General features: G+C 66.3%; 19 protein-coding genes. 3 read left to right on the forward strand and 16 right to left on the reverse strand.

The features are described from left to right. Position 1: 1 nt before the first annotated feature. Entirely contained in the window at positions 2-1,399 is a 1,398-nt protein-coding gene (locus tag ASF32_RS06575; protein ID WP_056425209.1) for an LLM class flavin-dependent oxidoreductase, read from the reverse strand. Between the two features lie 325 nt (positions 1,400-1,724). On the opposite strand from ASF32_RS06575, the gene ASF32_RS06580 reads away from it, so the two are divergent. After that, positions 1,725-2,942 carry an acyl-CoA dehydrogenase family protein gene (locus tag ASF32_RS06580; protein ID WP_056425212.1) on the forward strand — a complete coding sequence of 406 codons (1,218 nt, stop codon included), beginning with the start codon at positions 1,725-1,727 and terminating at the stop codon, positions 2,940-2,942. Between the two features lie 51 nt (positions 2,943-2,993). Beyond that, entirely contained in the window at positions 2,994-4,346 is a 1,353-nt protein-coding gene (locus ASF32_RS06585; RefSeq protein WP_056425215.1) for an LLM class flavin-dependent oxidoreductase, read from the forward strand. An 81-nt stretch (positions 4,347-4,427) separates the two neighbouring features. On the opposite strand, the gene ASF32_RS06590 is transcribed toward ASF32_RS06585, so the two are convergent. The 9 genes from ASF32_RS06590 to ASF32_RS24370 form a co-directional block, all read right to left on the reverse strand. Then, entirely contained in the window at positions 4,428-7,766 is a 3,339-nt protein-coding gene (locus ASF32_RS06590) for a DEAD/DEAH box helicase (RefSeq protein WP_056425218.1), read from the reverse strand. Positions 7,767-8,096: 330 nt separating this feature from the next. Next, the gene (locus ASF32_RS06595; RefSeq protein ID WP_056425221.1) at positions 8,097-8,891 is read right to left on the reverse strand and encodes an ABC transporter ATP-binding protein; all 795 of its coding nucleotides are present in this window, start codon (positions 8,889-8,891) and stop codon (positions 8,097-8,099) included. After that, positions 8,885-9,934 carry an ABC transporter permease subunit gene (locus ASF32_RS06600; RefSeq protein WP_156467711.1) on the reverse strand — a complete coding sequence of 350 codons (1,050 nt, stop codon included), beginning with the start codon at positions 9,932-9,934 and terminating at the stop codon, positions 8,885-8,887. Before ASF32_RS06600 ends, ASF32_RS06595 begins: the two co-directional genes overlap by 7 nt. A 9-nt stretch (positions 9,935-9,943) precedes the next feature. Next, positions 9,944-11,017, reverse strand: a complete 1,074-nt coding sequence (locus ASF32_RS06605) for an ABC transporter substrate-binding protein (RefSeq protein ID WP_056425223.1) — start codon at positions 11,015-11,017, stop codon at positions 9,944-9,946. A 70-nt stretch (positions 11,018-11,087) separates the two neighbouring features. Then, entirely contained in the window at positions 11,088-11,258 is a 171-nt protein-coding gene (locus ASF32_RS26375; RefSeq protein ID WP_244477986.1) for a hypothetical protein, read from the reverse strand. Between the two features lie 382 nt (positions 11,259-11,640). Further along, positions 11,641-14,739, reverse strand: a complete 3,099-nt coding sequence (locus ASF32_RS06615) for an efflux RND transporter permease subunit (RefSeq protein WP_056425224.1) — start codon at positions 14,737-14,739, stop codon at positions 11,641-11,643. 59 nt (positions 14,740-14,798) lie between these two features. Beyond that, positions 14,799-16,028 carry an efflux RND transporter periplasmic adaptor subunit gene (locus ASF32_RS06620; RefSeq protein ID WP_056425227.1) on the reverse strand — a complete coding sequence of 410 codons (1,230 nt, stop codon included), beginning with the start codon at positions 16,026-16,028 and terminating at the stop codon, positions 14,799-14,801. After that, positions 16,025-16,708 (reverse strand): TetR/AcrR family transcriptional regulator, encoded by a 684-nt coding sequence (locus tag ASF32_RS06625; protein ID WP_056425229.1) that lies wholly within the window; start codon positions 16,706-16,708, stop codon positions 16,025-16,027. Before ASF32_RS06625 ends, ASF32_RS06620 begins: the two co-directional genes overlap by 4 nt. Then, on the reverse strand, positions 16,705-16,980 hold the full coding sequence (locus tag ASF32_RS24370) for a hypothetical protein (protein WP_082470160.1): 276 nt from the start codon (positions 16,978-16,980) through the stop codon (positions 16,705-16,707). Before ASF32_RS24370 ends, ASF32_RS06625 begins: the two co-directional genes overlap by 4 nt. 78 nt (positions 16,981-17,058) lie before the next feature. Between ASF32_RS24370 and ASF32_RS06630 the strand changes: the two genes are divergently transcribed. After that, complete coding sequence (locus ASF32_RS06630) at positions 17,059-17,556, forward strand: hypothetical protein (RefSeq protein ID WP_244477987.1); 498 nt, start codon at positions 17,059-17,061, stop codon at positions 17,554-17,556. A 391-nt stretch (positions 17,557-17,947) separates the two neighbouring features. Here ASF32_RS06630 and ASF32_RS06635 read toward each other — a convergent pair whose 3' ends face one another. The 6 genes from ASF32_RS06635 to ASF32_RS06660 all read right to left on the reverse strand — a co-directional run bounded on the left by ASF32_RS06635 (position 17,948) and on the right by ASF32_RS06660 (position 24,036). Beyond that, complete coding sequence (locus tag ASF32_RS06635) at positions 17,948-18,346, reverse strand: hypothetical protein (RefSeq protein ID WP_056425232.1); 399 nt, start codon at positions 18,344-18,346, stop codon at positions 17,948-17,950. Positions 18,347-19,151: 805 nt separating this feature from the next. After that, on the reverse strand, positions 19,152-20,045 hold the full coding sequence (locus ASF32_RS06640; protein ID WP_056425239.1) for a transporter: 894 nt from the start codon (positions 20,043-20,045) through the stop codon (positions 19,152-19,154). Between the two features lie 317 nt (positions 20,046-20,362). Beyond that, complete coding sequence (locus ASF32_RS06645; protein WP_056425242.1) at positions 20,363-21,931, reverse strand: cytochrome c; 1,569 nt, start codon at positions 21,929-21,931, stop codon at positions 20,363-20,365. A gap of 46 nt (positions 21,932-21,977) precedes the next feature. Beyond that, positions 21,978-22,337, reverse strand: coding sequence for a hypothetical protein (locus ASF32_RS06650; RefSeq protein WP_056425245.1), 360 nt, complete (start codon positions 22,335-22,337; stop codon positions 21,978-21,980). Beyond that, positions 22,334-22,855, reverse strand: coding sequence for a TspO/MBR family protein (locus ASF32_RS06655; RefSeq protein ID WP_082470162.1), 522 nt, complete (start codon positions 22,853-22,855; stop codon positions 22,334-22,336). Before ASF32_RS06655 ends, ASF32_RS06650 begins: the two co-directional genes overlap by 4 nt. After that, positions 22,852-24,036, reverse strand: a complete 1,185-nt coding sequence (locus ASF32_RS06660; RefSeq protein ID WP_056425249.1) for a geranylgeranyl diphosphate reductase — start codon at positions 24,034-24,036, stop codon at positions 22,852-22,854. The genes ASF32_RS06655 and ASF32_RS06660 overlap by 4 nt, the downstream gene beginning before the upstream one ends. Between the last annotated feature and the right edge of the window lies 1 nt (position 24,037).

A 24,037-nucleotide genomic window follows, 5' to 3' on the forward strand; every position in this document is an offset into this window, starting at 1 on the left:
GTCAGGCGGCGGAGGCGCGCGCCTCGCTGCCGGACTGGCGGAAGCGGGCACCCGGATGGGTCGCCTTCAGGGTGGCGCCGCCCTCCGGGAATAGCTTTTCGCGGAGCGTGCCTTCGCGATACCGCGTCTTGAACGCGCCCCGGTCCTGCAACTCGGGCACGACGAGATCGACGAAGGCCTCGATCGTCTCGGGCGCGACGGCGCGGGTGAGATTGAATCCGTCGATATCGGCCTCGTCGGCCCAGGACAGCAGCGCGTCGGCGACGTCCGAGGGCGATCCGACGATGAAGGGGGCCCTCGCCCCGCGCGGGCCGAACTCGGCGAAATCGGCGCGGGTGAAGGGGCGTTCGCCGGGCAGCGTTAGGTTCTCCAGCAAGGACTGCATGGCATTGGTCTTGACGTAGGCGAGCCCCTCATGGGCATCGAGTTCGGACAGGTCGATTCCGGTCCAGCCGGAGACGAGGGCGAGCTGGCCCTCCACGTCGAGATATTGCGCGTACTCGTCGCGCAGATCGAACGCCTCGGCGCGGGTTGGGGCGACGATCACGGTGGCCCCGACGAACATCCGGATGTCGTAGGGATCGCGGCCCGCTTCCTTCGCCGCCTGCCGCGTGGCGCGCACGGCCTTGCCCGCGATGGCCTTGGTCTGGCCGTTGAGGAAGATGCTCTCGGCATGGCGGGCGGCGAAGAGACGTCCGCGCGACGAGGCACCGGCCTGGTAGAGCACGGGCGTCCGTTGAGGCGACGGCTCGCTGAGATGCTGCCCATCGACCCGGTAGCTCGGCCCGTCATGGGTGACGCGGTGGACCCGGTCCGGCTGCGTGAACAGACCGCTCGCCCGGTCGCGCAGGGCCGCGCCGTCCTCCCAGCTTCCCTCCCAGAGCTTGTAGGCGGCCTCCAGGAAATCCTCGCCGGCATCGTAGCGCGCATCGTGTTCGCGGGCCTGGGGCAGGCCCATGCCGCGTGCGCCACTCTCCAAGTAACCGGTGACGACGTTCCAGCCGATCCGCCCATTGGTGAGGTGATCGAGGGTCGAGAGCCGGCGGGTGAAGGTGTAGGGGTGTTCGTAAGTGAGGTTCGCCGTGACCCCGAAGCCGAGATGCGTCGTGGCATGGGCCATCGCCGGCACCAGCAGGAACGGGTCGAGGTTCGGAGCCTGCGCCGCCCGGGCGAGGGCGGTGGCCGGGCTGGCGCCGTAGACGTCGTAGACCCCGACCACGTCGGCGAGGAAGATCCCGTCGAACAGGCCGCGCTCGGCGGTGCGGGCCAGCGACACCCAGTAATCGAGGGTATTGTAACGCGCCGCCGCGTCGCGCGGGTGCCGCCACAGCCCGGCCCAGGTATGGCCCGGCGCCCCCATCTCGAAGGCGTTCAGCCTCAATTCGCGGCGTGGGCTCATGACAGATCCAGGCAATCCGGGGCGACGGTATCGTGCGATGGGGAAGAGAGGCCTCGTTCACGCGATGCGGGAGGCCTTCAGGCGCATGAGCCTAGCCGGAGACCGGACCCGGTCAACAAGAATGATCTTTCAACGATCATCCCTTCCAAGCATACATCGTCTATTTTACGATTGATTAGAGCATAACATCTCCAAATCGCACATCTGATCATAATTTATACTTGTCTGCCCTGCCCGGATTGACGATCAGGACGACCATGAGGCCGGGGGGCATCGAGCGCGAGCCCCTTCGGCGTCACGGCATCACAGGCACGGGATCGACGGAATGTCTCAGACGGAAGCGGGATGGGGCGCGGGACCGAGCGCAGGCTACGAGGCGCTCGCGGCCGGTTTCCGGCCGGTCTTCGCACGCATCCGCGCCACCGCCATCACCCGCGATCTCGCGCACACGCTCCCCCATGACGAAATCGACTGGCTGAAACAGGCGGGCTTCACGACCCTGCGCCTCGCACGCGAAGAGGGCGGCCACGGCGCGAGCCTGCCCGAATTGTTCAACCTCCTCATCGAGTTGTCCCAGGCCGACCCCAACGTCACCAACGCCCTGCGCGCGCATTTCGGCTTCACGGAGGACATGCTGTGCTCGTCCTCGCCGGAATGGCGGGCGCGCTGGACCGCCCGGATCGGCGATCGCCAGACCGTCGGCAGCGGCGTGTCCGAGACGGGCGAGGCCAAGGTCGGGCAGTTCGATACGGTACTGCGGCCGCAGGGCGGGCAATGGCTGCTCAACGGCCGGAAATTCTACACCACCGGTTCGCTCTTCGCCGATTGGATCCACGTCTCGGCCCAGGACGAGGCGGGCGCGTCCCTGGTGGCGGCCGTGCCGGCGCGGGCGCCGGGTGTCGAGATCGTCGACGATTGGGACGGTTTCGGCCAGTCGCTCACCGCGAGCGGCACGGCGATCTTCACGGACGTCCTCATCGGGCCGGAGCTCATCAAGCCCGATCCGGAGCGGTTCCCCTACGCGATGGGGTTCTTCCAGCTCGTCCATCTGGCGACTTTGGCCGGCATCGGCCGTTCGGCCGCCCTCGACGTGTCGCGGCTCGTGGCCGAGCGCAAGCGGGTCTACAGCCACGGCAACGGCAGCCGGGCCGGCGACGATCCCCAGATCCAACAAGTGGTCGGGCGCGTCCGCGGCGCGGCCTACGCGGCGGGCGCCATCGTCCTCAAGGCGGCGGAGTCCCTGCAGCGGACCTACGACATTCACCGCAACGGAGAAGCGGCGGACCATGCGGCGGGTATCGCCGACATCGAGGTGAACCAGGCGGTGACCGTGGTCACCAATCTCGTTCTCGAAGCCACCACGACCCTGTTCGATGCGCTCGGCGCCTCGGCGGTGAAGAGCGGTCTCGGCCTCGACCGGCACTGGCGCAACGCCCGCACCATCGCCTCGCACAATCCCCGGATCTACCGCGACCGGGCGGTGGGCAATTTCGCGGTGAACGGCACCGCCCCGCCGCGTCAATACCGGGTCGGCTCGGCCTGAAGCGCCCCCTGCCAAGCAAGCCCATTGGAACGAGAGATCAAGGACAGACCCATGTCACGTCGCCGGGACACGATGCGCCTCGGTGCCTTCCTCTATCCGGGCGGGCACCACGTCGCGGCGTGGCGGCACCCCTCGTCACAGGCGGATGCGGGGATCGACCCCGCCCATTACCGGCGCCTCGCCAAGGTGGCCGAGGCGGCGAAGTTCGACCTGATCTTCCTCGCCGACGGGGTGAGCATCCGCGGCGACGACATCGACGCCCTGAGCCGCACGGCGATCCGTTATGTCGGACAGTTCGAGCCGCTCACCCTGCTCTCCCACCTCTCGGCGGTGACGGAGCGCATCGGCCTCGTGGCCACCGCCTCCACGACCTACAACGAGCCGTTCCACGTGGCGCGCAAGTTCGCCTCCCTGGACCATCTCAGCGGCGGCCGGGCGGGCTGGAACCTCGTCACCTCGGCGGACCCGCGCGAGGCCTACAATTTCAGCCGCGACAGCCATCTCGCCCATGCGAGCCGCTACGCCCGCGCCGAGGAATTCGTGGACGTGGTCGCCGGCCTCTGGGACACGTTCGAGGACGACGCCTTCGTCCGTGACCGCGACGAGGGCCGCTTCTTCGATCCGGCCAAGCTGCACGTGCTCGGCCATGAGGGCGAGCATTTTTCCGTGCGTGGCCCGCTCAACGTGCCCCGTCCGCCGCAGGGCCATCCGGTCGTCGTGCAGGCGGGCTCCTCGGAGGCCGGCAAGGCATTGGCGGCCCGGACCGCCGAGGTGATCTTCACCGCCCAGGCGACCCTGGACGATGCGACCGCCTTCTACGCCGACGTGAAGGGCCGGCTCGGCCGGCACGGCCGCGAGCCCGACTCACTCAAGATCCTGCCGGGCGCTTTTCCGGTGGTGGGCCGCACGATGGCTGAGGCCGAGGACAAGTACGGCGCGTTGCAGGAGCTGATCCACCCCGTCGTCGGCCGCTCGCTGCTGGAACAACTCGCGGGGCTCGACCTCTCCGGCTATTCCGACGATGCGCCGGTTCCGCCGGCCAACGGGACGGAGGGCGGCAAGAGCCGGCAGGACCTTCTCGTCACCATCGCCCGGCGCGAAGGCCTGACCATCCGCGAGCTCTACCTCCGCATCGCCGGCGCTCGGGGCCACTGGACCCTCATCGGAACACCCGCCCGGATCGCCGACGCCCTCCAGGAGCGGTTCGAAGCTTATGGCGCCGACGGGTTCAACATCATGCCCCCGACGCTCCCCGGCGGGCTCGACGATTTCGCCACGCTGGTGATCCCCGAATTGCAGCGGCGCGGACTGTTCCGAACGGAATACGAAGGGACCACGCTCCGCGAGAATCTCGGCCTCGCCCGGCCCCACCATCGTCGTCACGACGTGGCCCGGCGAGAATGATCCGCCGCAGCTTGCCCCGAGGCGTCCTCCTTCAGACGCCTCGGGGCAAGCGATGACGCTTCCCGTCCGAGCCCCCCGATCTCACCCGGCCTTCCGCATCGGCGAGGATCCGCTCCTTCCCTCCTTGGCCGGGCGCCGGGCGCTGGCCTCCTGCAGGCGTTCGAGGAGGCGGGCGCCAAGATGGCCGCGCTCGACGGCATCCTCGCACTGCGCCCGCAGGAGCACGCGGCGGTCGCGGCGCTCGATATGCGCGTTGACCGGCAGCAGGATCGGCGGCGCGTTGGCACGGAAATCCGCCGCGAGACCTTGGGGGCCTCCGCTCAACCGCGCGATTCCGAGCGTGCGGCACCCGACCCGGAGCCGGGCCAGGGTGACGAGGGCCTCGAACGCCTCCGGCGGCGGGCCGAACCGGTCCGCAACCTCGTGGCGGAGCGCCTCGACCTCGTCGGCGGTCGTCAGGCGCAGGAGCCGCGTATAGAGGCTCAGGCGCACTTCCGGCTCCGGTACGTAATCCGCAGGCACGCCGCCGGAGAGACCGATCCGGATCTCGGGGGTCCAATCCTCGGCGGTCTCGCCCTTCGCGGCCCGCAAGGCGAGATGCAGAAGGTGCTGATACAAGCCGAGCCCGATCAGCTTAACATGGCCGGCCTGGTTCTCACCCACGAGATCGCCGGCCCCGCGCAAGTCGAGGTCGCGGGCGCTGATGGCGAAACCGGCACCGAGCCGGTCGAGGGCCTCCAAGGTGCGCAGCCGCTTCTCCGTCGCCGGGCTCAGGGGCTTCTCCGGCTGGTGGAGGAGGTAGACGACGCCACGACGTTGGCCGCGACCGACCCGGCCCCGCAGCTGATGCAGCTGCGACAGGCCGAAACGCTCCGCATCCCAGACCAGCATCGTGTTGGCGCGGGGCACGTCGAGGCCGCTCTCGATGATGCTGGTCGCCAGCAGCACGTCGCCCTCGCCATCGGCGAAGCGCACCATCACGTCGTCCATGTCCGCCGCCTTGAGCTCGCCATGGGCGATCATCGTGCGCAGGTCGGGGACGAGCTTGGCGAGACGCTCCGCCATGGGGCCGATATCCTCGATCCGCGGGCAGACGACGAAGCTCTGTCCGCCCCGTCGATGCTCGCGCAGGAGCGCGTCCCGCAGGCCATCTGCGTCGAACGGCGCGATCACCGTACGGATGGGCTGGCGCACCGCGGGCGGCGTGGCGATGACGCTGAGGGATTGCAGTCCGACGAGGGCGGATTGCAGGGTGCGGGGGATCGGCGTCGCCGTGAGCGTGAGGACGTGACCGTCCCCCGCCGTGTTGCGGAGCGCCTGCTTCATCTTGGTCCCGAAGCGCTGCTCCTCGTCGATCACCACGAGGCCGAGATCGGCGAAACCGACGCCCTTGGCGGTGAGGCAATGGGTGCCGACGACGAGGCGGATGCTGCCGTCGGCGAGCCCCGCTTTCACGCGCTTCGCCTCGGCCGGCGTGACGAGCCGGGAGAGATGGGCGACCTCGATGCCGAAGCGGGCGAAACGCCGGGTAAAGGTCTGCACATGCTGGCGAGCCAGCACGGTGGTGGGCGCCACCACCGCCACCTGGCGACCGGCGAAGATCGCGGCGGCGGCGGCACGCAGGGCCACCTCGGTCTTGCCGAAGCCGACATCGCCGCAGACGAGCCGATCCATCGGCCGCCCCGAGGCGAGATCGCCCATCACCCCGTTCACGGCGCGCGCCTGATCGGCGGTGAGGTTGAATCCGAAACCGGCGGCAAAGCGCTCCATCTCCCGGACCGGGGGTGACAGAACCGGCGCCTTGACCTCCCGGCGTGCCTCGGCATCGGCGAGCATCATGCGGGCCGCCTTGGCCATGCAGGCCTCGGCTTCGAGACGCCGACGCCCCCAGGACCCGCCTTCGAGTTTGTCGAGGGTCACCGCCTCGGCCTCCGAGCCGTAGCGCCAGATCCGGTCGGCCTGGGAGACCGGGACCATTAGGATCGCGTTTCCGGCAAAACGCAGACGCAGGGCGTCCTCGCCGCCTTCCGCTCCGGTCTCGACATGCTCCAATCCCTCGAAGACGCACAGACCGTTGTCACGATCGACCGCCACATCGCCGAAGCGCAGCTCGACCTCGCCGATAGGAAGGCTCGCCGTCGGCTCGCCCTCAGCCGCAGCGGCCGCGCGGCTCCCGAACAGGTCGGCGGCTGCAATGACACAGACACCCTGTCCCGGCACCCTGAACCCCGCCTCGATGGGAGCGGCCAGCGCCAGGATCGCACCGGGCCCGGCACGGGCAACCTCCGTCCAGTTCGTCACCTTTCGTGCCTTACGACCCAACACACGCTCGGCGACGCGGATCAGGCGACCGAGAGGCTCCTCCGGTCCCGTCAGCAGGATGCGTTCTCCGCTTTCGAGATGCTGGCGCAGGGTCTCGGCGAGGGCCGCATTCGGACGGGCCTTCCGCACGAAGGCCGGAATGGCGAGATCCTCGGATTCGTCCGCCGACGCGGTGGCGATGCGTCGCTTCTCTTGAAGGGCAGTCCAACTCCGGGGGTCGAGATAGAGGTCCCCGAGGTCACGGTTCCGGTCGCCGGCATCGCGCCCTTCGGCGATCTGTTCGAAGAAGGCGGCGGCGCGCTGTTCGGCGCCGGTCTCGACCACGAGGCGGGCATCCGGAACGTAGTCGAGCACCGTCGTGAGCGTAGGGTAGAAGCGGGGAAGCTGATGCTCCTGACCGGTGAAGGGCCGCAACTGGTTCTCCGATCCCTCCGGCAGAAGGATCTCCGTGGCCGGGTCGATGACCAGTCGCTCGGCCTCCGCCAGGGAGCGCTGGGAGACCGGATCGTAGGACCGGATCGCGATGACGCGGCCGTCCTCGTGCTCGATCCGGCAGGGGCGCGGCGCGGCGGCGGGGAACACGTCCACCGTCCTTCCCCACACCGCCACCTCGCCTGGCTCGTCGACCCGGTCGTCCAGGATGTAGCCGAGTCGCTGCAACGTCGCGGTGATCGCCGTCGGGTCGAAATCGTCGCCGACGCGGATCTCGAGATGGGCGTCCGCCCATGTCTCGGGCGGTGGAACCCGCTGGATCATTGCGGGGGCGGTCGTCAGGACGATGTCGGGCAGGGCGGCGGTGTCCGTGAGCCAGCGCAACACGCCCGTGCGCTGCCCCATGACGCCGCGCGACGGCGAGGTCCGGTCGAAGGGCAGGCAATCCCATTCCGGGTAGATCGCAACGCTGCGATCGGGTGCCAGGGCGCGCAGGATCGCCGCGATGGCCTCCTGCCGGTGCGTTTCGCGCACCATGTGGATCAGGGGCTTGTTCAGTGCCACGAGGTCGAGGAGCGCCACGGCCAGGGCGCCGATGGGAACGAGGGGAGCGACGACCTCTTCGGAGGCGTTGTCGGGAGACGTCCTAGTCCGGCGTTTTGCCATCGGGGAGTGCGCTGCCCATCATTGATGTCGGGAGTCGGCAAACGTGGGCCGACGCGACTCGGGTCCCGAGATTCACGATCTGTCCCCAGTTTGTCGCAGACCGTACCGAGTGCGGGATGATGGGTGGACGAGGGCGTCATCCATCGCCGGGCGGGGGCATTCCTCCCTACTCGACGTGTCGCTCATACAACCCTCCGCCCGCGTGAATCCCAGCCGGTTTCAAGCGCGGGACAGGCAGGATCGGGCGGATCGTCCGCGCTGGAGTAAAGCCCGCCGCATGACGCATGTTGAGCCCGTCCGATGGCGGTCGTTTGCCCCCTCCGATGGCGGTCATTTCTCCGCGAGGATGCCGAGGATCTCGGTGCGCAGGCTCAGGAGCTTCGGGTCGTCGCGGCGGCGCGGATAGGGGGCATCCACCGCGATCTCGGTCCTGATCCGAGCCGGTCGGTCGCTCAGCACGATCACCCGCTGGGCGAGGATGAGGGCCTCCTCGACATCGTGGGTGACGAGGAGCGCCGTGAAGCGGCTCTCCTGCCAGAGCCGGACGAGTTCGCCCTGCATGGCGAGGCGAGTGAGAGCGTCGAGCTTGCCCAGAGGCTCGTCGAGGAGGAGCAGGCTCGGATCGTTGACGAGAGCCCGGGCGAGCGCCGTGCGCTGGGCCATGCCGCCGGAGAGCTGGTGGGGATAGGCCTCGGCGAAGTCGGCAAGCCCGACGAGGTCCAGCGCCTCGTCGATGCGGTGCCGATGGCGGCGAAGCAGCCCGCGCGCCTCCAGGCCCAGCGAGACATTCCCCCGCACCGTGCGCCAGGGATAGAGCGTCGGATCCTGGAAGACGAGGAGCCGTTCCGGATCGGGTCCGGCGATCGTCTCCCCGTCGAGGGCGAGGGTGCCGGATTCCGGCGGTTCGAGACCGGCGGCGAGGCGCAGCAGCGTCGACTTTCCGCAGCCCGAGGGCCCGAGCAGGGCGACGAAGGAGCCCGGCGCGATGGTCAGGTCGATGTCGTCGAGAACGGGCAGGCGCGTACCGCCGATGTCGAAGGCGTGGGAGACACCTCTGACAGCGAGGGCTCCACGCCGGCTGGAAGAGGAGGCGCCGGTCGGCGCTTCGAGGGTCACCGCTACCATTGGACGAGCCCCTTCTGCCAGGACAGGACGCGGTCGCGCAGGCGGAACAGCAGGGTGATCAGGGTCGAGCACATCAGCGCCATGGCGATGAGGGCGGCATACATGTTGGCATAGGCTGCCCATCCTTGCGCCCATTGCAGGTACCAGCCGAGGCCGGATTTCACGCCCAGCATCTCGGCCACGACGAGAACCGCGAAGGAGGCGCCGAGCCCCATGAACAGCCCGACGAAGACGTGAGGCAGCGCGGCCGGGATCGCGACCTTGCGGATGAGGAAGCTCTGCGAGGCTCCGAGCGTGCGGGCGACGTCGTAATAGGATTTGTTGGCGGCCGCGATCCCTGACCAGGTCAGCACCGTTACCGGGAAACCCGTCGCCAGAGCCACGAGGAACGTGCTCGCCGACCAGGACGAGGGGAACACGAAGAAGGCCAGCGGCAGCCAGGCGGTGGCCGGGAGCGGTCCGACGAAGCGCAGGACCGGATGGACCCAGTAGCCGGCCGTCCGCGACCAGCCCACCGCCACACCGAGAACGAAGCCGACCGCGGCACCGATGAGGTAGCCGCCCGACAGAAGGATCAGCGAATTGACGATGCTGCCGCCGAGTTTCGGCCAATCCTCTGCGAAGACTTCCAGGATCGCCTGAGGAGGCGGGAAGAACGGCATCGGCAGCCATTCGAACTTGGCCGTCACCAGTTCCCAGACGGTGAAGGCGAGGGCGAGGGCGACCGTCCAGGGTCCCCAATGACGAAGGCGGCCTCCGACCCGGCCGAGGGCGGGGAGAAAGGGGCTCGCCAGAAGCAAGGCCGCACCGATCAGTCCGGCGCCATGTCCGAACGTGGCGGAATACGGAAAGTCGCCGTTCTCCGGCAGACCGATCGTGAGGGCCGCGAGGGCGAGCCAGACGGAACCGGCGAGAAGGCCGACCCACCACAGGGCAGCGAGACGAGTTCGCCATGCGGAGCGACTCGATACCGTGGCATCCGCATCCGCTTCGGCGGCCCGGCGGAAGCCTCCGCCGAACGCCCCCGTCAATGAACTCGACATGGATGCCCCTCAGCTCAGGACGTCGGCATAGACCCGGTCGGCGAACTTCGCCGTGTCGGTGGAGCGGCGGATCACGTTCACGCGCTTCAGTTCGTCGCCGTAGAGGGCGATCTCCTGCTTGAGGGTGACGCCCACTGGCCGGTGATCGTGCGTATGGCTGCGCAGCATCGCGGCCAGATCCTCCACCGACCCTTTGCCACCGTAATTCGAGAAGATGCCGGCGGCATCCAACGGATCGGAGGCGACGCGGTGGCCACCCTCGAGGATGGCGCGGGTGAGGGCGGTGGCAACCGCCCGGTCGTTACGGATCAAGCTGCCGCGCAGGGCCACCACGCAGCAGGAGCGCGTGGCGAAGCTGCCTGTCAGGTTGGTGGCCACTTCGGTGAAGCGCGGGTCCTTCAGCCAGATCCAGGTGCGCGGGTCGGCATCGGCCAAAGCCTGGGCTTCGCCCTTTTCCACGGCTAGGTTGAGGAGATCGGCTGGGTATTGCCGCCATTCCACCTCCCTGTCGGGATCGATACCGGCATCCGACAGGAGCAGGGCGAAGAAGTTCTTGGCCGGGCTCGCATGGTCGCTGATCGCGATGGTCTTGCCTTTCAGGGAGGCAATGTCGCTGATGCCTGCGGATTTTGCGCCGATCAGCCTGAGGCAACCGCCATGGAGGCCGGCGGTGATCTTGACGTCGAATCCCTGTTCGAGGGGCTTCAGCCAGCGCAGGGCCATACCGATGCCGGCATCGGCCTTGCCGGTGGCGATGGCCTCCAGCAGGGCCTCCGTAGACCCGCCGAAATTGATGAATTCCACGTCGAGCCCGTACGCCGCGAAGATGCCCCGCTCCTTGGCGACGGGGGCCGCGGCGGTGCAGATGGCATTGGCGTTCCAGGCGAGCTTCACAGGCCGCAGCGGGCCGCTCCATGGCTCAGTGGCCACTGCCGGCGCGCACAGGGGACCGGGATCGAAGGGCACAGCAGGGCCCGGAACCCAGGCACGCCCCGCCGTCGCGGTAAGGCCGAGGGGCAGGGCGGCCGCGACGGTGGCGCCCGCTCTCAGCAGGCGGCGTCGGGACAGCAGGTCGTCGGTCATGGTCGTCTCCGGGGCCGCGAGCAGCCCGCCTTCATGGATCGATGGAATGTCTGGAGAGGCAGTCGGCGGGTCAGGCCGGGGCGTAACTGAGATAGGCGACCATCATCTCGGCCACCGCCCGATGGGCGTAGTCGGAGACGCTCTCTCCGCCATCGACCGGAAAGGCCTCGACGACGCGGCGGCCAGCCAGCACTTCGGACAGCTCCTCGGGCATCAGCCCGTTCTCGATGGCGGCAGCCACGGCTGCCCTGCCATAGGTGCGGCGAACATGCTTCGGCGCGAGAGCGCCTGCAAAAGCCCAGGCGCTCGCGGAGCTAACCGCTTCAATTCTCGCGTCGTGATAACCCATGACCATCAACCCCATTCGTCAGAATCGTCCCAGGATGAGTGCCGCCGAGATCGGCGAGACATGCATGGTGAAGGCAACGATTATGTTTGGGGTGACGGATCTTCATTGCGCCCTCGCGTCGGCAGCGAGCCGATAGACTTGTCGACAGGCGAAACTATAGGTGAGGGCTCGCGAAATGTGCTTCCAAATGTCCCGCATTCCGCAGGTGAGAGCTCTCTCCCGACCGGTCGATCGGGAAAGTTCCTGGTACCGATGCTCGCATGCCAACGGACCGTCAGCGGGCGGAGCCAGCCATCGCGTCGGAAACCGGCGCCTCGTCGCGGGCGCCGACGAAGCGGCCGAACAGGCGCCAGAGCAGGGCGCCGAGGCTGTCCATCAGAAGGAACACGGCCGGCACGAAGACCAGTGAGAGCAGGGTGGAGACGATGAGGCCGGAGATCACCGCCACCGCCATGGGTGCGCGGAACTCGCCACCGACACCCAACGCCATCGCCGAGGGCACCATGCCGGCGGCCATGGCGATGGTTGTCATCACGATAGGGCGCGCCCGCTTGCGGCCGGCATCGACGATGGCGGTGACGCGGTCGACGCCGCGCGCCATCTCCTCCACGGCGAAATCCACCAGCATGATCGCGTTCTTCGTGACCAGCCCCATCAGCATCAGGATACCGATGACCACGGGCATCGATATCGGCATGTTGAGGATGAGGAGGCCGAGGATCGCGCCACCGATGGAAAGCGGCAGCGAGAACAGGATCGTCAGTGGCTGAAGAAACGAACCGAACAAGAGAACGAGAACGGCGTATACCATCATGATCCCGGCCCCCATCGCCAGCAGGAAGCCGGAGAAGACCTCGCCCATGATCTCGGCGTCGCCGGTCTGGCGAATGGTGACGCCAGGCGGCAGCGACTTCGCGGTGGGTGTTTCCAGGGCTTGAGCGATGAGCGAGCCCAACGCGTCGGACCCTTCCATGTTGGCCTCGACCGCCACGCGGATTACGCGGTCATAGCGCTCGATGGCGCCCGGTCCCTGGTCGAGCTCGATATCAGCCACAGCGGCGAGAGGCACGGCGCCGCCGTTCTTTGCTGGGACCTTGAGGTTCTCCAACCGCGAAATCGCGCCGCGCGCCGCCTCGGGCAATTGAACGCGGATCGGAATCTGGCGGTCGACGGCGTTGAACTTGGCCAGGTTCAGGCCGATATCGCCGATCGTCCCGACTCGTACGGTCTCGGCGATGGTTTCTGTGGAGACGCCGAGATCGGCGGCGGCCCCCTCTTTCGGGCGGATGCGCACTTCCGTGCGGTTGAGCGGTGCGGTCGACATCACGGAGACGAGGTGTGGGATCGCCGCCATGTCGCGCTGCAGCCTTGCCGCCACTTCGGCGACGATCTCGGCATCCGGCCCTCCAACCACAAGGGCGAGGTCGCGCTGGCCGGAATCGCGCAGGGACCAGGAGCGGATGTCCGGTTCCTCCGCCAGCAACGCGGCGATGTCGGTCTCTACCGCCGCCTGCTTCTTCGAGCGCGCGTTCTTCGGAGTCAGGTTGACGATGAGGGTGGCGAGCCGGGTCTCCTTCTTGCCACCCACCTGACGACCGCCATCGACGAAGACCGAGGTGACTTCCGGCAGGGAACGGATGCGTTCGACCACTCGGTCAGCGACAGCTACGGTGTCTACGAGCTTCGCGCCAGGCGCGAGTTCCACCATGAACAACGTGCGGGCATTGTCCTGCTTCGGCACGAAGCCGGAGGGCAGCAACCCGGTGGAGGCGAGCGAACCGGCAAACAGCACGAGGCCGACGATGAGGGTGATGACGCGGTGGCGCACGGACCAGCCCACCAACCGGCCATAGGTGCGCATCACCCATCCCTCACGTTCGTCGTGGTGATGGCCGTGGTCGCGTAGGAAATAGGCAGCGAGCATCGGCGTGATCAGCCGCGCCACGAGCAGCGACATGAACACCGAGACGGCGATGGTGAGCCCGAACTGCATGAAGTAGCGGCCTGCGATACCGCCCATGAACGAGACCGGCGCGAACACCGCGATCAACGTGGCGGTAATGGCAATGACGGCGAGACCGATCTCGTCGGCGCCCTCGATCGCCGCCCGGTATGCTGACTTCCCCATCCGCATGTGCCGGACGATGTTCTCGATCTCGACGATGGCGTCATCCACCAGAATGCCGGTGACGAGGGTGATGGCGAGCAGGCTGATGCCGTTGAGGGTAAAACCCAGCGCATCCATCGCCCAGAAGGTCGGGAAGACGGAGAGCGGTAGGGCGACCGCCGCGATCAAGGTCGCGCGCCAGTCCCGCAAGAACAGGAAAACCACGATGACAGCGAGAACAGCGCCCTCGATCAGGGTGTGCATCGCCGAATCGTAGCTTCCGATCGTAGCCGAAACCGATGAATCGATGACGTCGAAAGCCACGTCGGGATAGGTTTTGCGGAACTCGTCGATGCGCTTCTCGATGGCTGTCGCCACCTCGGCATCACTGGCGCCCGAGCCGCGCGAGACCGCGAAGGCGACGACCGGCTCGCCATTGAAACGGGCGAAGGTGCGCGGCTCCTCGATGGCGTCCTGCACCACAGCGAGATCGTCGAGACGAACCTTGCGTCCCCCCGGTAGGACGATGGACGTAGCCTTGAGGTCACGTACCGTGCGAGAGGCGGCAAGCGTCCGAATCGATTGTTCGCGACCACCGACCTCGCCACGTCCGCCCGCCATGTCAGCTGAGGTCAAGCGTAACTGCCGATTAACATCCGCAGCGGTGATGCCGAGCGCCAGCAGGCGGTCGGGCTGGAGCACGACGCGGATCTCGCGCGCGACGCCGCCGACACGCTCGACCCCACCGACGCCCTTCACCCCCTGGAGCGAGCGGGCGATCTTGTCCTCCACCAGCCAGGAGAGGTCGGCAGGTGTCATCGCCGGGGCCTTCACGCCGTAGATCAGAATCGGCAGGCCTGCGATCTCGACACGGCTGATCACCGGTTCGTCGATGGTGCGTGGCAGGTTGATGCGGATCTTCGAGATTGCATCCTTTACGTCGTTGACCGCGCGGTCAGTGTTCACCTCAAGACGAAATTCTACCGTCGTGACGGAGGATCCCTCTGTGATCGCCGAGGTGATGTGCTTCACGCCGCGTACGCCGGCTATTGAATCCTCGACCCATTTCGTCACCTGGGTCTGGAGCTCGGATGGGGCAGCGCCGGCCTGCGTGATCGCCACCGAGACGATGGGCACGTCGATATTCGGCATGCGCGTGACTGGAAGCCCACGAAAGCTGACGAGGCCGAGAACGATCAGGACGAGGAACAGAACCAGTGGGCCGATCGGCTTGCGGATCGCCCAGGCGGAGACGTTGAGGCGCATCGGCACAAACCGTGTTCGCGAGATGGAAACAACAGAGCCCGGCTGTTCCGGGCGCTGTTTCAGGGAATGCCGGCTTCAGCGGTTTCGCGCGGGGACGGGCCGTTCGCGACGGCGGGAGCGGGCGTAACGGCAACCGGGATGGCGCGGACCCGGTCGCCGTTACGCAGGAAGCTTCCAGAGCGCGCGACCACGGCCTCGCCTTGGTTGAGGCCTGAGCGGATTTCGATATCGTCATCGTCTGAGATGCCGGTGCGCACGGTCCGCGCCTCCACGAGGCCATCGGCGACTATGAGGACGCTACTGCGTTGCGGCCCGCCATACAGAACGGAGGCCTGGGGCACGGTGATGCCACGGGTTCGTGCGACCTCAATGGCCCCTCGGGCAAAGGTGCCAATACGCAGGCGCGGATCGGGATCGAGCCGGACGCGGACCTTGCCGAGGCGGGTTGCCTTATCGACCTCCGGGTAGACGGCGCGCACGCTCCCTCGCACGCGCTCGCCAGTGGTAAGCTCCATCGAGGCGGGTGCCCCCTCCCGCAACAGTGGCAGCTTGGTCTCAATGACCTCGCCTTCGAGCTCAATCTCGCCTCGGGCGATGAGCCTGAACAACGGCTCAGAAGAGGAGGAGGCTGCCATACCGACGCGGGCCGTACGGCGGTTTACGATACCGGCTTCCGGCGCGCGGATCTCGGTGCGGGCGAGGCGCAATGAGAGTTCGTCGCGCAGAGCCCGCGCCTGAGCGAGTTCCGCCCTTGCGATGACAAGACCATTGCGCGCGAAGGCGAGCTTGCCCTCCGTTTGACGCAAGGACGCAGTGCGCCCCTCCATGATCGCCGCTGTGCCGTTGCCGCTACTCATGAGTTGCTTAGCTCGCTCGAAGGCAAGGCGCGCTTCCATCTCGGCGGCCTCCGCCTGCTCGATATTGCTCTGTGCTTGCGGCACGGTGGCCGACGCCTTGCTGACCAGGGCGTCCTGCTGAGCGATCTGCTGGTCGATGAGATCGCGCGAGAGCCGCGCCAGGATCTGGCCTCGCTCTACGCGCATGCCCTCCTCGACCAGCACTTCGGTGACCCGATAGCCCTCGATTTCGGGCGTTACCAGGATTTCGTCACGGGGAACCAGAGATCCGGTAACGACGACCTGCTCGACGATTTCGCGGCGTGCCGCCTCGACAGTGCTCACCGCCGGCGCCGGCTTGTTTGGAGCCAGCGCGACCTCAGCGAAGGCCGAACCCGACGGTAGGCCAAGAATGAGAACGAAGGGACGAACGACCTTAAGGACGGAACTCATCGGCTACCCTCCAAGAGAGAGTGGGACGGAAAACCGAGCGAGACGGGAAGCGCGCCGGCCTCCGCCTCCTGCGCCGCCGTCGGCAGCCGTCCGTCCAGTCCCGCCTCGATCAGGGCGCACAAATGCGCCGCGGCGGGGGCTGGATTGAAGGCTGGCCAAAGCGCCAGGTTCACGAGAATGCCCTTCATCAGCGGGTTCAGCGTTTTGTCGTAGAGAATGGCGGCATCGCAGGCCGGTGAGGTTGCCAGAGACGAAAGAGTCTCGACAAACCAAAGGCGGGCCTCGGTCTCGCCTCGCTCGACCATGCCGGCAATGTCGGGGTTGCGAGTGGCCTCGGACCAGAGATCGACGCGCAGGACCGCGCTCTCGCGGGTCGCCCGGGCGAAGTAGCGTTCGAGGATGCCCATTAGGGCCCCACGGCGATCGCCGGCCCGCTCCATCTCTTCGACGAGGGCCATACCATGCCCGCGCTCACGCTCCGCGAGGCCTAAGACAACGGCCTCCTTCGACTTGAAGTAATGGTAGATGTTGCCTGCGGTCATCCCGGCTTGACGGGCGAGATCCTGCATCGTTGTGCGGTGGAAGCCATTGCGGACGAAGCAAATCTCGGCGGCATCGAGGATGTCCTGGCGGCGGGTCGACTGGCTGCTTCGAGGCTCAGTGAGGACGCCGGCGCTCATGATGCGGCCCCCGTGTTCGCGACGATGCCCACACCTTGAGCATTGATCGATCCGCAGGAGTACGCATGTTCACCAAGGTCGGCGCAGACCCGCGCCTGCCACCCATCCGATCCTGCACCCGTCCAGCCAATGAAAGCGAGCCAACCGACGAGAATCAAGAGCCCCGGCAGAAGATTGGACATCCGGCAAGCGGAGCGGGCCGAGACCACAATGCGCTGGGAGATCCCATCGCGAGGCGCATCCACATCATCGTACCAACCTAGATCGCCCATCGCGGCCTCCCGTCTCTCCGCAAATCTATTGAACGTTCATTCAAACGTCAATGAATGAACGTTCAATAGGAGCTAATAATGTTATCTGACTCCCTCCTCGACGGGATGAGCAGCGCTCCTAGTTTAACTCCCATGCGCTTCATGATTCTGACCGCCGCCCTCGTGTCATTCTTCAGCAGTTCGGCCCAGGCAGATCCGTGCGGGGATCTCATCGACAGCGTCGTGGCTGAGACGAAGGCCACGCTCGTCAACCGCACCGTTGATTTCGCGGAAATGTCGGTCACCAACGGGATGACGCTGACACTCGCCTGCGGTGACCCGTCCGCTGTCGGAGTCCAATTCAAGGGGGAGACGCCGAGCGATGACTACTATGACCTGTTCGGCCGGGCCGGGCGGATCGCTACCGGGATTGCACCAGACCTGATCGTAGCCGCAGCTCGCCGCGCCCGCGAGCAGGCGGTCATCTCCCGCCACAGCCATGCCGATGCGGCGACATCTCTCGTCACGTGCTCTGTCATAAACGGGAGCCGTGGACCAATGACCGGCTGCGCGGTGGTAAATAAGCGCGACCGCTGAGGCATCCCCCCTGGGTCGCTGCCGAGCAAAGTATAGGTGCGCCACAGCAGGCCTTACGCCGGTGCGGTGGATTTGCTCGATGATGCTCGGCTCGATGCTTCGGCCCAGTCAGATTTCCCGGTTAGCCATAGGAACCCACCTGCCGATGGTCGAGCCGGGTGGTTGACGTCGTCGCTCGTGAAGAAAAACGTCGTGGGTATAAGCAGACGCTGACTATCAAGAGCGGATAGCTGCACCTCGGGGCATCTACCCCGGTGGTGTTCAGGGATGCATCTTCGGCGACGAAGAAATTAGCTGTCTCGCCGCTGCCATTCACATTGTCACCGGAGAGCCGCTCCCTCCGGAGCCTGCCGTCGATGAGCAAGGACAGCAGGTGCTTCTTACGGAAGGATCAGGCTGAGGCGCCGGCGGAAGAGTCGAACAGGAAATCGTCGGCGGCTGGGACAGTGACAGACAGGCCGGAGCCGTAGGCTGCTTTTGAGAGGCGCCAGGGGCGGTCGGCTTGGGCGCGGATAGCCTCGGACGGACGCAGGCGCCGCAACGCCCCTTCTTCGCTCAATTCCTCGACGGTGAGGAAGCCGTAGACCTGCAGGCGGGCGGCGATCAGCTTAGTCTCACGATCACCCGCCGCAACCGCGAGCGTTCCGCTGGCATAGACCGCATCCATCAGCGCGCGCTGATCGACCCGCCTCGCGGCTAGGGAGGGCGATACGACGGGAGCCTGGGGCTGGGGCCTGCCGGGACGTCGGAAGGGAACCACGTTGTCGATCGCCGTGTGAACGCTACGCATACACCGTTACCCTTACAAACCACGCGCGGAGACCAGCGCATGTCGCCCCGGCCCCAACGATCGCTAGGTTTCGACGAGTCGGATTAATGGGCGGTTTACGGTAAATCCCAGCCCTGTCCCGAAGGCGCACCGCCTTGTACTTCACGCAAAAGAGAGGAAATTCCCTTACGCCGACCTGCCCGAACGGCGATGCCCGCCCGTCCGGACACACATGTTTCGAAACAGTAACAGAGCAAAGCATTTGCTAGTGTAAATACGTCGTACTCCAGTGTATTAATAATATTTATTCTATCAGATGACGTTCTGCCATTCTGTTTCGGCTAAAAGTAGCACTATCCGACGAAGTTACTATTTGCAATATGACTTTATTGCTAATTAATCTTGGGATACAATGACTATCTCAAGTATAAAAATTGGCACATAGCCACGTATGGCGTTCATAGCAGGCCTTATTGCAACGTTCGACCCGAACCGGCAGGCTCTCGCCGCGGATGAGCGCATCTATATGCATAACATTGGGAATGAGGACCTTTGGCTGTGGAGGTGATCTGGGCTGCGCCTTATGGCGTTGGCTACGTCGAACCTGGGGGCAAGCGCTACCCGCATCGTGGCGGTGCCCCTGCATCAGCCAACCTGTCCCAACTTCGCAGGACACCTCCTCGACGGCCCCTTGTCACGACCGCCTTCGAAGGCATGGACGCCAGCAGGGGATGCCGACTTCAAACCGGCAACACGCTCCTTATCGATACCGGAGCCTGGAGCGTGCTGGAGTCGGCCTTTCGCTTGAACGCTCTATGAGGAATCCCTAGCGCAGGGATTGCCGCCCGCTCAGCGGGATCGAGGGAGCCGCCGAATTGGTGCTCTCCTTGTAGATCGGCACGATGAGCCGCAGCCAACCGCGCGTTTCTTGACCACCGTAATTGCGCTCCACCACATCGCGCGTGACATAGGCCTGGAGGTTCACAGGCCCGAAATTGTAGCCGACGAGGCCGCCGACGGCGATCTGTCCCTGGCGGCGATACCCGGGAAATCGGGTGGGCATGTCAGTGGAGGCGAAGGCTACCGGGCCGACCTCCCACTTACCGAATTTCTTGGTCGCAGTGAGGTCGAGGTTGAGATAGTCGGGATAGACCACACCTTGGGCGGTCACCGGATCGACGAAAACTCCGTAGAGCAGATTAGCGGTCAGGTTCAGTCCGTTACCCGTATAGCTCGCAGCGAAGCGGTGGCTGAGGGACGCGTTCCGGGTGAGGAACTCCGTCTCGATCGGCAGGTATCCACCGAAGAGATAACTGACGCCGAAATCGTTGCCGAGGTTCCAAGCAAGTTGGGTAGCGAGCAGTGGTTGGCCGATGCCGCTCTGATAGGCTGCGCCTCGCGGACTCGACGCTACGACCGGCTGGATCGCCGCTAGGTTGAGGCGCGCGCCCAGCAGGTTCCAGGGCGTCGCCCAAAGGAAGGTGGGCAGGTTGATATTAGATTCGGAATCAAGCGGCCGGGTATCGCGGACACCAAAGCTCGACGTGTTCACGAAGTAGAGGCCGACGGGAAGCTGGGCGCCAACGGGGAGACCGACCGTCTGTCCCGGTTGCGCCGCAGAACCGGCCTGGACCGGCCTTGAAGCCAGGGTGGTCAGGCCGAGGCCGACGCACAGGGTGAGACCGAGCGTGTATGTCGCGTGACGGGTACCGTGAATCATCCAGTGCCTCTACTTCGAGCGTGATGGGAAGAGCGCTGCGTTCGAGCAAGCTCTTCTTCATCGACGCACCAGCACCGGATCTCATTCCCCACGTATCGTCATCGCATCTGCGGATGTCACCTAAAGGTCACATATAGATAAAGGGGCAATTCTCTCGCGAAATACCTACAATTAAAGCAGCGATCGTTATTTGCATAGACGAAAATATTTATTTGTACTCTTGCCGCGATACCGCTTTCCAATGCGAGATCAAAATCATCGGCTTCGCGTTTGCAGCGCTCGTAGGTATTGATGTCCGCGACGTCGTTAGCGCTGAATCACGGCGTCGGCGCAACACCAGCGGGGGCCGGCAAGGCGACACGTTTCTCGGGATTCCTGATCTGACTATATACGACGCTCGAAAAGCTGCCGATGACCGCGTGCCAGCCGATCTTGCCGTAGGCCGGATCATGGCGCGCAACCTGGCAAAACACTGTCGTCAGCCCATTGACGATGTCGTCGTCCTTGGCCCCTCCGGCGGCTGCCTTTACCTTGGGTAGCAGAGAGTCGATGACCGGCACGAAGTTGTCCGGCGCCAAGCCTTTGAGGCTCTCGGCACTCCCCGCATCGGCGATGGCCTTTGCGACCTCGGGTTGCGCGATCTCCGCGCAGGGCGCCGTTCCGGCGAGCATGGTCTGAGTGGCGGCGCGGGCGGTTGTGACGATGCCGCGCTCGGCGATGACGGGGGCGTTGTTGCCCCACGCGTTGCGGATGTAGTCCGTGACGTCGGCGACCTCTCGGTCGGTCATGCCGGCCCCCACTGCAGGCATCGGCGCGTAGCCGTTCTGGGCAGCGAGGCCGCCGAGGATGATGCGGATCACCGTCTCGGGGCCTTCCGACTGCACCGAGGTATTGCCGGCGAGCGCCGGGATCGCCCCCTCGACGCCCTGGCCGTCCGGCTTGTGGCAGGAGGAGCAATAGCTGAGATAGGTCGCAGCACCCGGCGCATCGGCCTGGTTGAAGGCCTGGATGTCCTTGATTTTATAGCTCTCTTTGGCTTTCTGCGTGCGCAGGTAGGCGACCATCGCCTTCAGGTCGGCATCGGTCAGCCTGGAGAGGGATTCCTCGATGGTCTGACGCATCGGCCCGGCTGCGACGCCCGGCCGGTTGCCCGGAGCCGTGCCGGTTTTGAGGTATTCGACCACCTGATCGTCGGTCCAGGAGCCGATCCCGGTGTGGTCGTCGGGGGTGATGTTGGGCGCATACCAGCCGTCGATGACCCCGCCACCGAGTTTGCCCGCCAACCCGCTGTTTCCGACGATCTTGTTGGCGTTGTGGCACATGCCGCAATGGCCGAGGCCCTCCACGAGGTAGCCGCCGCGATTGACCTCGGCGCTGGCGTTCGGATCCGGCTTGAACTCGCCCGCGGTGAAGAACGCGGTGCGCCAGGTAATCAGCGCGCTGCGGATATTGAAGGGGAACGGGATCTCGGAAGGTTTGCGGGGCTCCTTCACCGGCTCGAGGGAGCGCAGATAAGCAAAGATCGCATCGGAATCGTCGCGCGTGACCTTGGTGTACCAGGCGAAGGGGAAGGCCGGATAGAGGTAGCTGCCCTCGTTGTCGATGCCTTCGTGCAGGGCGCGGTAGAAGTCGTCGGCGGTCCATTTGCCGAGCCCGGTCTCGTCGTCCGGTGTGAGGTTCGGCGTGCGGATCTTCCCAATTGGCGTGTTGAGGACGTAGTTCCCCGCGAAGGGCTTGCCCCCCGGCGCAGAATGGCAGGCGACGCAATCGCCCGCCGTCGCCAAGTATTCGCCCCGCTTGATCTGTTCCGCATCTTGGGCCGAGGCACCGGTCACGGCGGCGATGAGACCGGCCGAACCGAGCAGAAGGGCAGATATGCGACGCATGATGTCGGTTCTCCACTCATGAAACCCAGGATGGGACAATGGTCGGTCAGCCACGCCTCGTGACCGTTCTGCCCGGTTGGCGAAAATCGGGCATGACCGGATCGGATGCGTCATGCGACCCCCCGAACATGCGCAACGCGACCTCCCCTAGATGCGCCATCAGCGAGGCGATGAGGCAGAGCGCAACCACCGTCCAATCCGAGCCGATCAGCGCGGCGCGGATCGCCAGCATCAGGGCCGCGCCCGAGGCGAGGTTGCAGAAAAGAGGCGGAAGGAGCGGGCGCTCTCCCCCACGAAGACGCCATGCCACGAGGGCGGCGGCTTCGAGCGCCACGAGACCGAGGATCACGTCGATGATCCGCCCGGAGGCGAAGAGCGACGCCAGGGTCGCCGCATCCGGAATCATGCCCGGCTTCCGACATCGCGGACCGGTACGGCTCGGCCGAACGGCGCGTTCAGCCGCACGATCACCCGGTTGAGCAGTGTCGCGACGCTGACCCAGGCGAGGTAGGGCGCGAGCAGAAGGGCCGCGATCCCCGAGGCATGGGCCGTCACCGCGATCAGCGCCACGATGGAGAGCCAGAGGGCAATCACTTCCAGATAGGCCCAGTCCGGCCGGCGCAGGCGGAAGAAGATGCCGCTCCAGGCGATGTTGAGGACGAGGTTGACGCCGTAGGCGGCGAGCAATGCGCCGCGCGCCGAGGTTCCAGCATCCGCGTGCCAGGCCATCACGGCGGAGATCGCCGTAAGGGTGAAGATCGTTGTCCAGACCGGGCCGAAGGCCCAGTCCGGCGGCTTCCACGAGGGCCGCCGCAGGGATTGATACCAGGTGCCGGTCGTCGTCAGGAGGCCACCGGCAAGGGCGGTGACGAGGGCCGCCGCCGCCGCGGCCACGACCGGGCCGGTTTCGTAACCGCCGATCACGGGGAGACCCAGCGAAACAGGTGCGCCAGGTCCTTGAAGAAAATCCGCGCATGGGCGGCGGGCTTTGCCCGGACCAGTTCCTTGTTCATGTAGGAATCCCAGGTGAGCTGCTGGACGTCCTTGTCGCGGCAGATCGAGACGAAGCGCTCGCGCAGGGAATCGTTGCGGTACCAGACCCACTGCATCATGCGCAGGATCAGGAAGACGCGGCCATGCAGGCGCATGAAGCGCCGCCGGGCGAGGGCCAGGGATGCGGCCTTGCCGGTGGCGAGAAAGGTGTCGGCCGCTTCCGCCGCCAGCCGGCCACCGAGCATGGCGTAGTAGATGCCTTCGCCCGAGGCCGGAGCGACGATGCCGGCGGCGTCCCCGGTGAGAAGCACGTCGCGCCCATTGTCCCAGCGCTTCAGCGGTTTGAGCGGCAGCGGCGCGCCCTCGCGGCGCAGGGTCTCGCCGGCATCGAGGCCGGCGGAGGCGCGTAAGGCGCGGATCGCCCCGCGCAGGGAGAAGCCCTTGCGGGCGCTGCCGGTGCCGATGCTGATCGTGTCGCCGTGGGGGAAGACCCAGGCGTAGAAATCCGGCGAGAGCTTGCCCTGGTAGTAGACGTCACAGCGCGTCCCCTCGATATCGCCGCTCCCATCCGCCGGCCGCCGGACGATCTCGTGATAGGCGAAGACCTGCTTCATCGCCGCGTGGCCGGGAATCTCGGCCCGCCCGACGACCGAGCTCGCGCCGTCCGCGCCGATGACGAGGCGGGTGCGGACCCGGTGCTCCGCATCGCCGGAGCGGTAATGCACGACCGCCCCGCAATCATCGTCCCGAACGATGCGGGTGAAGCTACCGGGGCGGTGGTCGGCCCCGGCCAGGGCCGCGCGGTCGCGCAGCCAGGGGTCGAAATGCTCCCGGTCGACCATGCCGACGAAGCCGTCGCCGATAGGCATGTCGACCCGCTTGTCGGCCGGTGAGATCATGCGGGCCGAGCGCACCCGGGCGACGAGCAGCGCGTCGGGAATGGCGAAATCACGGATCAAGCGCGGGGGAATCGCGCCGCCGCAGGGCTTGATCCGCCCCGGCTTGTCGAGGAGCAGCACCCGCCGCCCCATCTGGGCGAGATCGGTGGCGGCGGTGGCCCCGGCCGGGCCGCCTCCCACCACCACGACGTCGAAGGTCTCCAATTCCGGCATG

This window comes from Methylobacterium sp. Leaf91 (assembly GCF_001422815.1).
Classification (GTDB): Bacteria; Pseudomonadota; Alphaproteobacteria; order Rhizobiales; family Beijerinckiaceae; genus Methylobacterium.

What these genes read in the sequence shown, in the direction of transcription:
- ASF32_RS06575 (WP_056425209.1), bottom strand. Translation starts at nt 1,399, where the DNA reads ATGAGCCCACGCCGCGAATTGAGGCTGAACGCCTTCGAGATGGGGGCG.
- ASF32_RS06580 (WP_056425212.1), top strand. Translation starts at nt 1,725, where the DNA reads ATGTCTCAGACGGAAGCGGGATGGGGCGCGGGACCGAGCGCAGGCTAC.
- ASF32_RS06585 (WP_056425215.1), top strand. Translation starts at nt 2,994, where the DNA reads ATGTCACGTCGCCGGGACACGATGCGCCTCGGTGCCTTCCTCTATCCG.
- ASF32_RS06590 (WP_056425218.1), bottom strand. Translation starts at nt 7,766, where the DNA reads ATGGCAAAACGCCGGACTAGGACGTCTCCCGACAACGCCTCCGAAGAG.
- ASF32_RS06595 (WP_056425221.1), bottom strand. Translation starts at nt 8,891, where the DNA reads ATGGTAGCGGTGACCCTCGAAGCGCCGACCGGCGCCTCCTCTTCCAGC.
- ASF32_RS06600 (WP_156467711.1), bottom strand. Translation starts at nt 9,934, where the DNA reads ATGTCGAGTTCATTGACGGGGGCGTTCGGCGGAGGCTTCCGCCGGGCC.
- ASF32_RS06605 (WP_056425223.1), bottom strand. Translation starts at nt 11,017, where the DNA reads ATGACCGACGACCTGCTGTCCCGACGCCGCCTGCTGAGAGCGGGCGCC.
- ASF32_RS06615 (WP_056425224.1), bottom strand. Translation starts at nt 14,739, where the DNA reads ATGCGCCTCAACGTCTCCGCCTGGGCGATCCGCAAGCCGATCGGCCCA.
- ASF32_RS06620 (WP_056425227.1), bottom strand. Translation starts at nt 16,028, where the DNA reads ATGAGTTCCGTCCTTAAGGTCGTTCGTCCCTTCGTTCTCATTCTTGGC.
- ASF32_RS06625 (WP_056425229.1), bottom strand. Translation starts at nt 16,708, where the DNA reads ATGAGCGCCGGCGTCCTCACTGAGCCTCGAAGCAGCCAGTCGACCCGC.
- ASF32_RS24370 (WP_082470160.1), bottom strand. Translation starts at nt 16,980, where the DNA reads ATGGGCGATCTAGGTTGGTACGATGATGTGGATGCGCCTCGCGATGGG.
- ASF32_RS06630 (WP_244477987.1), top strand. Translation starts at nt 17,059, where the DNA reads ATGTTATCTGACTCCCTCCTCGACGGGATGAGCAGCGCTCCTAGTTTA.
- ASF32_RS06635 (WP_056425232.1), bottom strand. Translation starts at nt 18,346, where the DNA reads ATGCGTAGCGTTCACACGGCGATCGACAACGTGGTTCCCTTCCGACGT.
- ASF32_RS06640 (WP_056425239.1), bottom strand. Translation starts at nt 20,045, where the DNA reads ATGATTCACGGTACCCGTCACGCGACATACACGCTCGGTCTCACCCTG.
- ASF32_RS06645 (WP_056425242.1), bottom strand. Translation starts at nt 21,931, where the DNA reads ATGCGTCGCATATCTGCCCTTCTGCTCGGTTCGGCCGGTCTCATCGCC.
- ASF32_RS06650 (WP_056425245.1), bottom strand. Translation starts at nt 22,337, where the DNA reads ATGATTCCGGATGCGGCGACCCTGGCGTCGCTCTTCGCCTCCGGGCGG.
- ASF32_RS06660 (WP_056425249.1), bottom strand. Translation starts at nt 24,036, where the DNA reads ATGCCGGAATTGGAGACCTTCGACGTCGTGGTGGTGGGAGGCGGCCCG.